Source organism: Acinetobacter sp. ANC 4173 (genome assembly GCF_004331255.1).
GTDB lineage: Bacteria > Pseudomonadota > Gammaproteobacteria > Pseudomonadales > Moraxellaceae > Acinetobacter.
Genome location: NZ_SJOF01000001.1, coordinates 279,352 through 293,921 on the forward strand (window position 1 = coordinate 279,352; position 14,570 = coordinate 293,921).

12 protein-coding genes, 8 tRNA genes and 1 pseudogene are annotated in these 14,570 nt (G+C 40.8%); 8 read left to right on the forward strand and 13 right to left on the reverse strand.

Annotated features, from left to right (window positions below):
* Positions 1 to 189 precede the first annotated feature (189 nt).
* Positions 190 to 747, forward strand: coding sequence for a hypothetical protein (locus E0H94_RS01250; RefSeq protein ID WP_131324767.1), 558 nt, complete (start codon positions 190 to 192; stop codon positions 745 to 747).
* Between the two features lie 72 nt (positions 748 to 819).
* Here the strand turns inward: E0H94_RS01250 and E0H94_RS01255 are convergent, their stop codons facing one another.
* Complete coding sequence (locus E0H94_RS01255) at positions 820 to 2,037, reverse strand: multidrug effflux MFS transporter (protein ID WP_131324768.1); 1,218 nt, start codon at positions 2,035 to 2,037, stop codon at positions 820 to 822.
* Between the two features lie 141 nt (positions 2,038 to 2,178).
* Here E0H94_RS01255 and yccS point away from each other — a divergent pair, with 141 nt between their 5' ends.
* The 4 genes from yccS (at position 2,179) to E0H94_RS01275 (ending at position 8,906) form a co-directional block, all read left to right on the forward strand.
* Positions 2,179 to 4,353 (forward strand): YccS family putative transporter, encoded by a 2,175-nt coding sequence (yccS, locus tag E0H94_RS01260; RefSeq protein WP_131324769.1) that lies wholly within the window; start codon positions 2,179 to 2,181, stop codon positions 4,351 to 4,353.
* 160 nt (positions 4,354 to 4,513) lie between these two features.
* Positions 4,514 to 5,074 carry an SdpI family protein gene (locus E0H94_RS01265; protein ID WP_131262772.1) on the forward strand — a complete coding sequence of 187 codons (561 nt, stop codon included), beginning with the start codon at positions 4,514 to 4,516 and terminating at the stop codon, positions 5,072 to 5,074.
* Between the two features lie 161 nt (positions 5,075 to 5,235).
* Entirely contained in the window at positions 5,236 to 7,989 is a 2,754-nt protein-coding gene (locus tag E0H94_RS01270; protein ID WP_131324770.1) for a PepSY domain-containing protein, read from the forward strand.
* 131 nt (positions 7,990 to 8,120) lie between these two features.
* Positions 8,121 to 8,906 carry a YdcF family protein gene (locus E0H94_RS01275; protein ID WP_131324771.1) on the forward strand — a complete coding sequence of 262 codons (786 nt, stop codon included), beginning with the start codon at positions 8,121 to 8,123 and terminating at the stop codon, positions 8,904 to 8,906.
* A 3-nt stretch (positions 8,907 to 8,909) separates the two neighbouring features.
* On the opposite strand, the pseudogene E0H94_RS01280 reads toward E0H94_RS01275, so the two are convergent.
* The 11 genes and pseudogenes from E0H94_RS01280 to E0H94_RS01330 form a co-directional block, all read right to left on the reverse strand.
* Positions 8,910 to 9,370 (reverse strand): annotated as a pseudogene (locus E0H94_RS01280) (DUF2750 domain-containing protein).
* An 80-nt stretch (positions 9,371 to 9,450) separates the two neighbouring features.
* Positions 9,451 to 9,526, reverse strand: a tRNA-Val gene (locus tag E0H94_RS01285).
* 95 nt (positions 9,527 to 9,621) lie between these two features.
* Positions 9,622 to 9,698, reverse strand: a tRNA-Asp gene (locus tag E0H94_RS01290).
* 44 nt (positions 9,699 to 9,742) lie between these two features.
* A tRNA-Val gene (locus E0H94_RS01295) sits at positions 9,743 to 9,818 on the reverse strand.
* A gap of 100 nt (positions 9,819 to 9,918) precedes the next feature.
* Positions 9,919 to 9,995, reverse strand: a tRNA-Asp gene (locus tag E0H94_RS01300).
* A gap of 13 nt (positions 9,996 to 10,008) precedes the next feature.
* Positions 10,009 to 10,084 (reverse strand) — tRNA-Val (locus tag E0H94_RS01305).
* 21 nt (positions 10,085 to 10,105) lie between these two features.
* Positions 10,106 to 10,182 (reverse strand) — tRNA-Asp (locus tag E0H94_RS01310).
* A gap of 50 nt (positions 10,183 to 10,232) precedes the next feature.
* Positions 10,233 to 10,309: transfer RNA gene (locus E0H94_RS01315), tRNA-Asp, on the reverse strand.
* A gap of 23 nt (positions 10,310 to 10,332) precedes the next feature.
* Positions 10,333 to 10,408: transfer RNA gene (locus E0H94_RS01320), tRNA-Val, on the reverse strand.
* A 227-nt stretch (positions 10,409 to 10,635) separates the two neighbouring features.
* On the reverse strand, positions 10,636 to 11,142 hold the full coding sequence (gene elsL, locus E0H94_RS01325) for a cell wall-recycling L,D-carboxypeptidase ElsL (RefSeq protein WP_131324772.1): 507 nt from the start codon (positions 11,140 to 11,142) through the stop codon (positions 10,636 to 10,638).
* A gap of 42 nt (positions 11,143 to 11,184) precedes the next feature.
* Complete coding sequence (locus E0H94_RS01330) at positions 11,185 to 11,559, reverse strand: YbaN family protein (protein ID WP_131324773.1); 375 nt, start codon at positions 11,557 to 11,559, stop codon at positions 11,185 to 11,187.
* Between the two features lie 96 nt (positions 11,560 to 11,655).
* On the opposite strand from E0H94_RS01330, the gene E0H94_RS01335 reads away from it, so the two are divergent.
* The 3 genes from E0H94_RS01335 to dapE all read left to right on the forward strand — a co-directional run bounded on the left by E0H94_RS01335 (position 11,656) and on the right by dapE (position 14,040).
* Positions 11,656 to 12,534 carry a DUF1853 family protein gene (locus tag E0H94_RS01335; RefSeq protein ID WP_131324774.1) on the forward strand — a complete coding sequence of 293 codons (879 nt, stop codon included), beginning with the start codon at positions 11,656 to 11,658 and terminating at the stop codon, positions 12,532 to 12,534.
* 115 nt (positions 12,535 to 12,649) lie between these two features.
* Positions 12,650 to 12,784, forward strand: a complete 135-nt coding sequence (locus E0H94_RS01340) for an entericidin A/B family lipoprotein (RefSeq protein ID WP_131324775.1) — start codon at positions 12,650 to 12,652, stop codon at positions 12,782 to 12,784.
* Between the two features lie 122 nt (positions 12,785 to 12,906).
* Positions 12,907 to 14,040, forward strand: coding sequence for a succinyl-diaminopimelate desuccinylase (gene dapE / locus E0H94_RS01345; protein ID WP_131324776.1), 1,134 nt, complete (start codon positions 12,907 to 12,909; stop codon positions 14,038 to 14,040).
* Between the two features lie 65 nt (positions 14,041 to 14,105).
* Here the strand turns inward: dapE and E0H94_RS01350 are convergent, their stop codons facing one another.
* Complete coding sequence (locus tag E0H94_RS01350) at positions 14,106 to 14,567, reverse strand: hypothetical protein (RefSeq protein WP_131324777.1); 462 nt, start codon at positions 14,565 to 14,567, stop codon at positions 14,106 to 14,108.
* Positions 14,568 to 14,570: the final 3 nt, after the last annotated feature.

Genomic DNA, 14,570 nt, shown 5'->3' on the forward strand with positions numbered 1-14,570 from the left:
TGAACTAAATATTGACTTAAACACTATTTTTTACATTTTAGTGTACCGCCTTTTAAAGCTAGCCTCCTAGTTTCGTTAATTTTTTTAACATAAAACTTGTACAGGATTAAACAAAGCGTTTAGATTGAATCCCGATTCAAATGACTCACGCTATTTTGCCCTTTAAACTTTTAGGATATTGACTCATTTATGCACCAGACCATTAAAACCGTTTTTCGCCTGTGTTTCGCAGCCAGTATTTTTTTAATTACCTTGGCATTGGTCTGGACATGTATTGTCAAAACGTTAGAAATTAAAAATGCCTCTCAAGCTTTGGCTCAAGCGCAGCAGTTTGAGCTGAAATCTAGCACAGCTAAACCGTTAGTCTTGGTTACCAACAATCAAAAACCAGACGAATCCGTTTTTATTCTCGTCGCCAATCAAGGATTTATTGCCAAAATAAGCTGTGAGCATTATGCCCAAGATCTTTGTATTGATGCTGAAAATCAAACCCATCGACGTCAAATTGACACTTTGGGTTTAAAACAAATTGGACAGCAACATTATATTCAACATATTCAATTTCATGACAGCCAAACTCAGAAAGTCAGCCGTTTTAATTATAGTGATGTGCAAGTCCAAACTTTCTTCCAACGCGACATTCAGCAATTAAAATATGCGGTCTTCGGGATTGCGATATTTGCGCTGATTGCCTTGTATGTCAGCTTCCGTATTCTGCGTAACTTTAAGCAATTTCTACGTAAATAGTCCATAACCCCTTATTCAAAGACAGCCATCTTTTTTCAATCGTGATGATGGCTGTCCTGCTTCGCTTCAGTCCTATGACTGAACCATTACTTTTTGTGGAGATAAACTAAAGATTGCTAACATTGCGATGGCAATGAAACACAGCATCAAGGTCGCCATATTCATTAAATCTGTCCAGACCAAGAAATTCAGAATCACGCCAGCCAACAAGCCACAAGCAAATTGCATGCTGCCCATCACCGCACTAGCCGTTCCTGCACGTGCGCCTTGTTCCGACATCGCCAATGCCATGGCATTCGGCCCTGTAAAACCAATGCCTGAAACTGCGAAAAACATGCCTAGATACACCAGTTCAATCGGCGCATGTTGCAACAGACCTGCAAGCACTAACACCAAGGCACCTGTAAGTTGAATAAATCCACCAATTTTAAGACGGGTAAAAACGGCCAGGTGTTTACCCAATTTTTTATTTAGGGTCGATAACAACATAATCCCAAAAGCATTCGAACCAAAAGCAATCGCAAAGTGTTGTTGATTCAGACCATAGCCATTCATGAGGATGGCTGCGGATGAGCTGATATAACAAAACAGCACACCACCCGAGAAACAGCCTGCCAGCATGGGGATGCGGAAGCTACGATCTTGAAAAATAGCCGCATACAACTGAAAAACTTGGGTTAAATTCAAACGTAAACGACGTTCAGGCGCTAAGGTTTCATGAAAGAAGAAATGAATACATAACCAGCAAGCCACACCTATTATCATCAAAAAAACAAAAATGGCATGCCAATTAAAATAACTGAGTACCAATGCTCCCAGTGTTGGTGCCAAAATTGGTGCCACCCCCATCACAATCATCATACTGGCAAAAGCCTGCGCAGAAGCGTTCATATCTAAACGATCCCGAATCGCGGCTCGTGCAATTACCACCCCTACACATCCCCCAAGTGCTTGTAATATTCTGGCGGCGATGAGCGCCCATTCATTACTCGCAAGCACACAGAGCAAACTGGCAACGACATATAAACTTAAGCCAAAGTACAGCGGTTTCTTACGCCCAATCCGATCACTCAATGGTCCATAAATGAGCTGCCCAATCGCGAGTCCCAAAAAATAAGCAGGCAAAGTATTTGCCACCATTTGGGTACTAACCCCAAAGTCTTTTGCCATTTGTGGCAAAGCAGGTAAATACATATCAATGGAAAGTGGACCTAAGGCGGTTAATAACGCCAATAACATTATCCAAGAAGTTGAATAGGTTTTTTTTACGGGAGATTGAGGAGCATTCATATTTAAATTTTAACTACGAAGAAACAAGACAAGCTTACACTCTCCATAGTATTATTTCTTGATCAAAAAAGTGAAATTAAATCCTGACTCAAATCTACTTTTTGCATAAAGGTTTGATGTACATCTCTTGAAGGAAACCACTTGAACACTTGGCTTACTCGTCTGAAGCAAACCACTTATAACACCTCTTTTATGTATAACGTGCGCATGATTATTGCGTTCTCAGGTACCGCTTTTGTTCCCTACTTTTTAGGGTACCAACTGGCAACCATCCCCCTCACCTTAGGTGTTGTGGCTGCAGGTCTCAGTGATATTGATGACCGCTTCTCGGTGCGTCTTTTAAATTTGGTTTATACCTATATCGGTTTTTTTGTTACAGCAACCTCTATTTATTTTCTTTTTCCACATCCTGTTTTGTTCGCCATCGGACTTATTATTTCCTGCATTGGTTTTATTTTATTGGGTTCTTTGGGGCGTCGCTATGCCACCATTTCCTATGGTTGTTTGGTCATTTCCGTATATTCCATGTTGGGCGTACATTTATTTGATCAATGGTATATGCAACCCTCGCTATTGGTTGCAGGCGCCGCATGGTATGGCTTAATTTCAACCATCAGTTTCTTATTGTTTCCAGTTCGCCAAGTCCAAGATAAATTATCCGAATGCTATTCCTCGCTAGGTAACTTCCTGTTTGCAAAATCCAATCTTTTTGATGTCGATATGACTCCGCAAAGCTACCAGCAAAGCATGATTGATTTGTCACTGGAAAATGGCAAGTTAGTCGGTATCTTTAATGAAATGAAAACTGCGCTACTTACCCGCCTAAAAGGTGACCGAGGTCAGCGTGATACTCGACGTAGTTTGCAATATTATTTTGTCGCACAAGATATCCATGAACGAGCAGATTCCGCTCACATTGACTATCAAATTCTGAGCAAAGTTTTTGAACATAGCGATATCCTGTTTCGCTTTCAACGTATTTTGTCTATTCAGGGTAAAGCCTGTAAAGATCTAAGTGAAAGCATTTTATTGCGAAAAAACTATAAACATAACAAGCGCTTTAAACATACTTTTCAAAATCTAAAGGTGTCTTTAGAAAAATTGCGGGATGACAATCATTACGATCCGATTTGGATCAATGCCCTGTTCTCCTTATACCAAAACCTTAAATCAATTGATGCTCAGCTGCGTAACTTGGAAACTGAACAAAACATTGTTTTTGATAAAAGCAAACATATTGAAAACCAGCTGAAGGATGATGACCTTAAAGGTTGGGATGATATTGTTATTCGAATCAAACAGCATCTTACACCTGAATCTGTGTTGTTTCGCCATGCCATTCGACTCTCAATTGTGTTGCTGGTCAGCTATATTTTTGTACAAGTCACCCAAATTCAATATGGATACTGGATTATCTTAACGGCCCTGTTTGTTTGCCAGCCCAACTTTAACGCCACCAAACGCCGACTCCGCCTGCGCGTAGTAGGAACCCTAATCGGGATTATCATTGGCGAGGCCGTGCTGTACTTTATTCCTTCAATTGAAGGTCAGTTACTGCTGTTGATTTTAAGTGGTGTGCTCTTTTTTGAATTACGCAGTAAACAATATGCACAAGCAACTGCCTTTATTACCATCTTGGCCTTAATTAATTTTAATTTAGATGGTTTAGGATTTTCAGCAGCCGTACCGCGAATGATTGATACTTTGATTGGTTGTGCCCTTGCATGGCTAGGCGTGACCTTTATTTTTCCAGATTGGAAATTCCGTCGTCTGCCACATAGTATTCAACGTAGCTTACAGGCTCAATGCACCTATTTAAATGAAGTGATTCAACAATACAAACAAGGTCGAAATAATAGTTTGAATTATCGCGTGGTTAGACGTGCTGCACACAATACGGATGCCGATGTCGCATCGCTTATTTCAACCCTTGCAACCGAACCTGACTTTGACCCTACGCAAAAAAGTCAGGCCTTTGAGTTTCTTTGTTTGAATCATACCTTCTTGAGTTATATCGCGGCTCTCGGTGCACATCGTGCCCAAATCACGGATCCTGAAATTCTAAATCTGCTGAATCAAGCACAGGAGGATATTCAAGGTGCATTACTGAAAGACGAAATGCCTGATTTAACAGCACAAAATATGTTGCAAACCATTCGACAACGCCTTACGCAAGATAAAAAAGAAGATCAATTATCTTTGATTATTTTGCAGCAATTATCGTTAATGTTCAGCATCTTGCAGCAATTGAGTCACCTCAAGCAAAACTTGAGCAATGAACGTGATGATCAGGCGACCGAGTTTGCATCTTTATAAAAGATATTAAATCCGACGCATTACAAATTGGCTTGCGGGGCATTAAAAATTTTGCTGTTAAAAAAGCAGCATCTTACCCGCAATACAATGCATTTATAACGTATCAACCCTGTGTATTTAATGCTAAACTTTCTCCAGTTTTAAATTTGCTCTTTTCACTATGACCGCAAAAAATTTATACGCTTACACGCTACAACCTGTGAACTACGAAATCTCTGAAGCTGAGCAGCGTCATGCTCAGCTAGTGATTTGGCGTAGTACCAATAAAATTAGCACCAAAGCATGGATGATTATGGGTGCCATCGTAGCTCTTGCGATTTTGGGCATCATCTTATTAAAAAACTACTCAACCATTTTCTGCTGGGTGGCAATTGTTGGGGTGGCTTTATACCTTGCAATTCGTACTTATGGCTTAGAATGGTATGTTAAACGCAAAATGAATGAATTTCCTGTGCAGGAAATCAAAGGCGTAAAATTGGGTGTACAACCTCACGGTCTCGTGATGCGCCAACAAATGGGCATGCAAGAAGGTGTTGGTGCAATTGGCTGGAAAGACATTTACGAATGGTATAACACACCAGAATTTATGTTGTTGAACTTTAAAGTGAAAGGTCAACAAGGTGCCTATATTTTACCTAAGCGCATGGACTCGCGTAATTTCTCTTTCGAGACTATTCGCAAACATCTAAATGAATCTGTAGGCGAAGCGAAGAAAATCTAAGCAGCCGAATATAAGAAAAGCCTTCTGAAATATGAAGGCTTTTTTACAAAACAAATTAAAAATGATAATGAGAATAAATATTATCCTCAAAATCCACATTATCTTCTAAATCTTAAGTTATAATTTCGCCAATTTTTTCACACTTCCAACACTTGACCATCATGTTGAAAAAAATATTTTTCCAAATTCATTGGTTTATGGGGATTACCGCTGGATTAATACTGTCCATCATGGGCGTAACTGGCGCGATTTATTCTTATGATCAACAAATCCTTCAATGGATCAATACAGATAGCTATGTTGTTCAGGCTGAAAATCGAGACAAGCTTACACCAGCTGAACTCTATTTACATTTTCAGCAGGTCGATTCCAATATCCAAATTAACAGCATCACAATTGCAAAAGACCCGACTGCTTCAAGCACCGTCAATATTGTCAAAGAAGGTGCTCGACGCGGCTATAACATGATGGTCAACCCCTACTCTGCTGAAGTTCTGCCAGAAATAAAAGGACAAGGCTTTTTCCAGTTTGTGCAGCAGTTGCATCGTAATTTAACTGTTGGCCCTGTAGGGAAACAAATTACCGCTGCTTGTACGCTCATGCTAATTTTCTTTGTCTTGAGTGGTCTCTATTTACGCTGGCCCAAAAAACACTCGGTTAAACAATGGTTATTTGTTAAACCTAAACTCAAAGGTCGCAACTTCCTATGGGATTTACATGCCGTGGTGGGCACGTGGGTGGTGGTGTTTTATTTACTGATGGCATGTACAGGACTCTACTGGTCTTATGATTGGTGGCGTAGTGGCATGTTCAAGGTTATGGGGGTTGAACAACCAAAACCAGAAATGCAAGGTGGTAAACCCGAAGGGCAAGGTCCACGTGGGGCATCAGGTGAACAACACGGCCAACATGCTCCTCAAGATCGTTCTCACAACGCCAATGCACAAGATCACACTGAAGGTCGAAATGGTGCGACACGCGGTCAAGCTGAAATGAATGATCGTAATCCAGAACGTCAAACCGTTGATGGTATAAAAGGCAATCCTGAAGCTCGAGAACGTTCAAATAGTGAATCCAAAGGCTCCGAACAACATGCTGAATTCAGTCCAACACAAATGCAAACGGTACTTTCACAAACATGGACAGGCGTGCAAGCTAAACTGGGGCATGACTATTCAACACTGACCTTAAATCTTCCGAAAAAAGCAGATGGCAAAGTTGAACTCGGTTTTGTCGATCCAACCCCACAACATGAACGGGCACGCAATAAAGCCATCTATAACTATCAAACTGCAACTGTGCAAGATGTTGAATTATATGCAGACAAAAAGCTCAATGAGAAAATCATGAGCAGTATGCTGCCTGTACACCGTGGTAGCTTCTTTGGTCCTGTGTATCACTTCTTTGCCATGCTTGCTGCACTTGCAATGCCCTTATTTTTTGTCACAGGATGGATGTTGTATCTTAAACGTCGCAAGCAGAAGAAATTAACCCAAGCAGCCCGTTTAAGCCATCATGACATTACTGTAGATCCAAATGCGAAACCTTGGCTCATTGCTTATGCGTCACAAACGGGTGTGGCCGAACAGTTGGCTTGGCGTACAGCCACCAGTTTACAAGAGGCTCGCCAACCCGTTACTGTTAAAACCGTGCAACAACTCACCCTAGAAGATTTGCAATCTGCTCAACAAATCTTGTTTGTCGCCAGTACTTATGGCACTGGCGATGCACCTGATCTTGCTTCTGGTTTTGCCAAGAAAATACTGAACAGTAAAATAGATTTAAGCCATGCACACTTTGCAGTATTGGCCTTAGGGTCTAAAGAATATCCAGACAGCTATTGTAGTTTTGGACATGCTATTGCTGCTTGGCTCAAACAAAATCAAGCTCATGCACTGTTCGATACCATAGAAGTCGATAATGCCAACCATGAAGATATACAGCGTTGGAATCATGCGCTAGCCAAAAGCAGCAAGCTTGATTTACAAGCCATGCACATCGATAAAACATTTGATCGCTGGACATTAACCCAACGTGATTTATTAAATCCGAATAGTCTTGGCGCACCTGCATTTAATATCGAACTGCAAGCCAAACATGAAGCACATTGGCAAGCGGGTGATATTGCAGAAATTCAACCCGGCAATAGTCCTGCACGTATCGCTGCATTTATGATGAAACATCAAATTGTACCCCAGACTCAGGTGGAATCTTTAGCTGTTTCAATTGAACAGGCTTTATGGGATAAACAACTGAATACCGATGTTGAACCTTTTGCCAACATGGAACATTTGCTTGAGCAACTGCAAACTTTGGCTTCGCGTGAATATTCGATTGCCAGCATTCCATCACAGCAAACACTACGTTTGGTGGTACGCCAGCAAACTGATCTCACAGGTGAACTTGGTCTGGGTTCCGGCTGGTTAACTGCACATACTGAAATTGGACAAGAAATTGCACTACGTATTCGCAATAATGAATCATTCCATCTCATTGATGACAATCGCCCTATCATCTGCATTGGTAACGGAACAGGCATTGCTGGACTGATGAGTCTGATCCATGCTCGAGTGCGTGCAGATTACACCCAAAACTGGCTCATCTTTGGTGAACGTCAACGTGAACATGACTTTTTCTACCAAAGCACTATTGAAGCATGGCAAACCACAGGCATGTTAGAACGTCTGGACTTGGCTTTCTCACGTGATCAAGCGGAAAAGGTCTATGTACACCATGTTCTACGTAATCAAGCAGCAGAGCTGATCTCATGGTTTAATCGTGGTGCAGTCATTTATGTCTGCGGTAGCATCCAAGGCATGGCCAGTGATGTCGAGCATGCACTCATTGATATTCTGGGTGAAAACACGGTAGAACAACTTCGTCAAGAAGGTCGCTATCGTCGCGATGTGTACTAAAAACAGTAGCATAAAATAAAAAACCGAGCTTAAATAGGCTCGGTTTTTTATTGATCAATTCAATATCATAAGCAGCAATGCCTTAAACTCGGTTACCATTCATCGTAAATATATAAATCCAATTTATACCTATGCAATCAACACCATTAAAAAGACTATTCGCGGCACTCATTGGAACTGCGCTCTTTCTGGATGGGGCCTACTTAATCAGTCTCAATAAAATTCATTTAGGTACGATACTGCCGTTGTTGATCGGATTTGGACTACTGGTCTTTGCAATTTTCTACCCTAAAATTCAAATTTCTATTCATAAAACACAATTAAGAAATATCATCTGGCGTGTGGGCTACTTAGGTTTTCTAATTTGGAGCACAAGTGTAGTTTGCTTTTTTGTCTATTTACATCTAGCAACTCAAAACAATACTCAGCAAGCCCCTGTGAAAGCCATTATTGTTTTGGGGAGTGGTATAGAAAACGGGCAACCTTCCGCCACCTTAGCACAACGTTTAGATCAGGCTGCTGAACTGGCAAAACAACAACCCAACGTTCCCCTCATTATGACGGGCGGTTTAGATTTTAGGGAGAAATACACTGAAGCCGAAATTATGTCCAAGTATATGCAACAAAAATTCTCGATCTCACCTACCCGTATTTGGTTAGAAGACAAAAGTACCAGTACCGATTTAAATCTAAAAAATAGCCAACCGATTCTTGCTCAGCTCAATATTCAATTGAATGAACCGATTGCTATCGTTACCAGTGATTTTCATACCTTAAGAGCTGCCGCGATTGCCCGTAAACAAGGCTATCGTCATATCATTACTGTAGCTGCCCCCACTCCTTTAATTAACCGTTATAATTCGTGGCTTCGAGAATATTTTGCGTATGGTAGTGGTTGGCTCTTCAATGAATTCTAAGGATTAATTCAGATGAATATGACGAGGTAGAGGAAACCTCATGTCCTGAAATAACTCAGGTTTTTGCATATACACTTGTTCTAAATAGTTTTTTAAATCTAATAATAGTTTTTCTGGTGCAACCAAGATATTTTGTCCTTCAGGAGTTAAATCCATTAAAATGGTGGTCTGTTCCTTTCTTAAATAAGGAATTAGTTTTTCCACCAAATCTTTGAGACTGATTTTTTTCAATTGATAATCTGCCCAATTGTCCCTAATCAATAATTTAGCTAAATTTTTATTTTGCCAGATTACAAATGCACGTTGCCCTGTTGGGTCGCGCATAATGCCCAACCATCCTGATATAAAGCAGTCACAGAGCCTTGAACAACCATATTTTCAATAAATTGCCGATAGATATTCTACGCACTCGGGCTAGAATTATGATTTTTAGATGCAGCTTTATGCTGATAAGGATTTCTCATATCAATGATATATATTGAATTATTATTGAATAATAAATTCTATATAAAAGACTGAGTTTAAACAACATGAAGGAAATATATGGTGGGCGCTGACGGGATCGAACCGCCGACATTCTGCTTGTAAGGCAGACGCTCTACCAACTGAGCTAAGCGCCCTGAAGAATAAAAATAGAGACCTATTTTTATCAAATCTAGATAAAGGAACTTTATCTGGATTAAACATCTTATTCAGGGAAATAAGATATTAAAAATGGCGCAGCGGACGGGGCTCGAACCCGCGACCCTCGGCGTGACAGGCCGATATTCTAACCAACTGAACTACCGCTGCAACACGGAATTCTTAAAACCAAAATCCATAATCTGTCAAAATTATGGTGGGCGCTGACGGGATCGAACCGCCGACATTCTGCTTGTAAGGCAGACGCTCTACCAACTGAGCTAAGCGCCCTAAGGCATTAAAAATAGCATCACTATTTTTAGGATGCAAGATAAACAACAAGGCTTATCTTTTAAAACACAGCTTGTCAGACTGTAAAACTTCTTTGAAATGGCGCAGCGGACGGGGCTCGAACCCGCGACCCTCGGCGTGACAGGCCGATATTCTAACCAACTGAACTACCGCTGCATCACAAAGAATATGGTGGGCGCTGACGGGATCGAACCGCCGACATTCTGCTTGTAAGGCAGACGCTCTACCAACTGAGCTAAGCGCCCTCAAAAGCTATTTTGTGTAAATGGCGCAGCGGACGGGGCTCGAACCCGCGACCCTCGGCGTGACAGGCCGATATTCTAACCAACTGAACTACCGCTGCACTTACACAATATCGCATTTGTGGTACAAACAATTATTAAACTCATCAAGTGGCGCAGCGGACGGGGCTCGAACCCGCGACCCCCGGCGTGACAGGCCGGTATTCTAACCAACTGAACTACCGCTGCACTGAGAGTTTAACGTAAAGGCTTGGTGGGCGCTGACGGGATCGAACCGCCGACATTCTGCTTGTAAGGCAGACGCTCTACCAACTGAGCTAAGCGCCCTTAACGTCTTCATCGTTTGTGTGGTGCATTATAGAGAATCCTGACTGAGTGTCAAACGCTTTTCTCACTGTTTTCATAATTTTATGTTTGAGTGATTAAAAAATAAGTGTTTTGCTATAAAAACAAGCAAATTCTGCAAGTTATTTCAAAAATATGCGTATTTTTTACACATAGCCTTATCTTTATTTTTAAACATTTTTAACGCCATAGATAAAAATGACGACGGTTTAACTTAAATTTAATGTTTGTTCCGAAATATAGACCAATGCATTTTCAGGAATCAGTTCAAATAACTCAATCACATCTTGATTGCGCATGCGGATACAACCATGTGACAACGGTATACCCATTGGTTCGCTATCTGGTGTGCCGTGAATATAAATATAGCGATTAAAGGTGTCACAGCCCTCACCCTGATTAAACTGTGGTTCTAAACCAGCAAGCCATAAAATACGTGACAAAATCCAGTCACGTTCTGGAAATTCAGTGGCAAGCGCCTGATCGTAAACTTCGCCTGTTTCTTTACGCGCGATAAAGACTGCATTGATTGGTGCACCCTCACCAAACTTTAATGCCACTTGATGCCATCCTCTTGGTGTCTTGCCACTATTTTCTTGTTCACCCATGCCGTTTTTACCCGATGAAATCACATAGAATTTATTATGCTTAGGCAGTTGCAAAGTTTGCTCTGCCAAATCTATTAAAATATCTGCTTGTTGTAATGAATCTTGCATTGAACTGTCCTAAAAAAACGTGCAATTAGTTATGAGCATAATCTATCGTGCTTCACTCGAAGCAGGTTCTGGGCGTAACCATAACCAAATCGCTACAATCAACATGGTCAAGTCCGTAAAGACTTTGACTGCAAATGGAGCGGTTGTGAATAGCATCAACACACCACTAAACAGCATCATGATCGATGCAATCCATTTGGCTTTGCGTGGCACAGTGCCATTTTCACGCCAAGCACGTAATGTTGCGCCATGTTTGGGATGATTCAATAACCAATCATCCACTTGCGACCAACCTTTTGAGGCTGCCCAAGCAGCTAAAATTAAAAATACTGTTGTTGGCATACCTGGTAGTACTGCACCAATAAAGCCAAGGATGACAAAAAGCACCACTAAACTTCGCCAAAACAATATCTTCATCTTCAAGCCCTAATCTAGAATTGCGCTAGTATAAAATGTTTTTACACTTTATCCTTTTTAAATTCTGTACATTGTTCTGCCGTTTCGGTTTTCACTATGTTTCCAACCTTACAACAAGACCATCTTTTTGAACCGTGGCTCAATTTTAAAAATCCACTGGTGAGGCAATTGGCTTTTAGCCTTGCCAGTCCCAATATTTTAAGTGCCTATCCCGATCAATTTGATATCCAACAAGCCTTTCAATTGCATACTGAGCTTATTTGGACACAATATTTTCACCTCTACCAAACCCGTTTAGATTATTTAGATCAGCATCCAACTGAATTAGAAGATTTTTTAAATCAATTAAAAAGTACTCGACTCGGATTACGCTTTGAAATGTTTATTTGGTTTTGGTTACGTGATCATAATTATCACCCTTATGAGCTCTTAGGGCATAGCATCCAGCAAATTTCAGGCCCTAAAACTTTAGGCGAATTGGATTTTTTACTTAAAAATACGCAGACCAATCAAATTGAACATTGGGAAGTGGCTTTAAAATACTATTTAGCAGAATGTGATTTTTCTTTTCCACATTGGTATGGGCTCAATCGAACAGATACATTAAAACGTAAATTAAACCATTTTACCCAAAAGCAGTTTCAATTTGATCAAGCACTGAATTATCCAATACAACAACGCTTTGTCATTCTAAAAGGTCAACTGTATTTGCCTTTACATGCAACGACACAGCAAATCCCACATTGGCTGAATCCACATAGAAGAATAGGCTTGTGGGGCTATGATTTTATTCCTCAGACAGCATCCCCCCATCGCTTACAACGGCATGAATGGCTCTGCCCTCATGCTGCCGCAACCAGTGTAACACCTCTGCTCTGGACTGATGGTTTGTATTGTTATTTGGATAAAGATGGGGAACAAAATTTTTATATGTATCGCAACCGCCCTCTGCTCCAGCATTACGTTCAGCATTAAAATGACGCCATATACATTCTTTAACTTTTTTATAATGAAATCATAGTACTGTTTATGCTGAATGTTTTTTAATCTATATGTACTCAAGATAATAATTCATGTTTTGGAGAACACTATGAAAAAAGCAATCGCGATCTCATTACTACTCACTTTTTTTCTGGCAGGCTGTAATACGGTCGCAGGTGTAGGTAAAGACGTTTCCAAAGTTGGGGATGTCGTTACAGATAGTGCTGAAAAAAGTGCAGATTAATTATAATCCCCTCGAAAGAACATCAAGACCTTATCAAAACGATAAGGTTTTTTTATATCAAAACTCCCTTTATTGATTCGATTCGCCTATCATAGCAGCAAATTTTTCATTTGCTTTTCTGTATGAATCACTCCGAAACACTCGAACTTAGTCTGCAATTACTCCGCCAACCTTCTGTTACGCCTGTCGACCATGACTGTCAGAACATTATGGCTGAACGTTTAGCAAAAATTGGTTTTAACATTGAACCTATGCGTTTTGATGATGTTGATAATCTTTGGGCGCGTAAAGGGACTGAAGCTCCTGTTTTTTGTTTCGCAGGACATACAGATGTGGTACCAACAGGCAACTTGAATGCTTGGCACTCAGAGCCTTTTATTCCAGAAATTCGGGATGGTAAGCTCTATGGTCGTGGTAGTGCAGACATGAAAACTGCATTGGCAGCAATGGTTGTCGCATCAGAGCGATTTGTGGCTAAGCACCCAAATCACAAAGGTTCAATCGCATTTCTAATTACCTCTGATGAAGAAGGTCCTGCGGTTAATGGTACGGTCAAAGTCATTGAAACCCTAGAAGCGCGTCAAGAAAAAATGACATGGTGTCTTGTGGGGGAGCCCTCAAGTACGCATCATTTAGGTGATATCGTTAAAAATGGCCGTCGTGGTTCATTAAATGCAGTACTCACAGTAAAAGGTAAGCAAGGCCACGTGGCTTATCCTCATCTTGCGATTAACCCAATTCACTTGGCGTCTAAAGCCGTTGCAGAACTGTGCGATACCATTTGGGATCAAGGGAATGAGTACTTTCCTGCAACTTCTTTCCAAGTTTCTAATATCCAAGCAGGTACAGGTGCAACCAATGTGGTGCCTGGGACAATGACGGTGACATTTAACTTCCGCTATTCGACAGAACTCACAGCAGAAGAATTAAAAGCACGTGTGTTAGAAATTTTAGATCGTCATGGTTTGACATACGAAATTCAATGGACACATTCAGGTTTACCATTCTTAACTCCAGTCGGCGAGTTGGTGAGTGCAGCTCAAAATGCAATTCGTAATGTTACAGGTCGTGAAACTGAATTATCGACCAGTGGTGGAACATCGGACGGTCGTTTCATTGCTCCTACAGGCGCTCAAGTACTTGAACTTGGGGTACTCAATGCCAGTATCCATCAAATTGATGAGCACGTAAATGTGGCCGATTTAGAGCCTTTAGCTGAGATTTATGAACAGATTCTAGAAGGGTTATTGACTTAAAATTTCGGATCAATCAAACCATAAAAAAACCCATGTTCAACATGGGTTTTTTTATTGAAGCCTGACTAATTGATGCCTAAACTGGTTTGAATCTGCACAACATTAGGCACTTGGAACGTTTGTTCACCCATTCTCACATACTGAAACACCATAGGATCAGTAACTGTCATTTCTTCGTCCACCACCTCAGAAATACGAACACGTACAGATTTCGGCATTTCATTACACATCAAGGCAAAGCGCTGATTGACTTCATCACCTTCAATCACTAATGCAACACCTATTTTTTTTGCAGGATCATTCACTGCATAAACAGGTAGTTTCACATCATGCCACTCCACTGAAGAAACGTGTGTCTGGCTATCTAACGCAGAAAGCACGATATTTTGTGGCAATAACATTGCAACTTTGCCATAGCACTGAATGATGTAAGCATCAATAAATCCAGTAGAAACTGTAATAAGATGATGTAACTCTTGCTGACTAATTTGGTCTAAAACCGATTTATTCGCGATTTTCTCACTCATCAA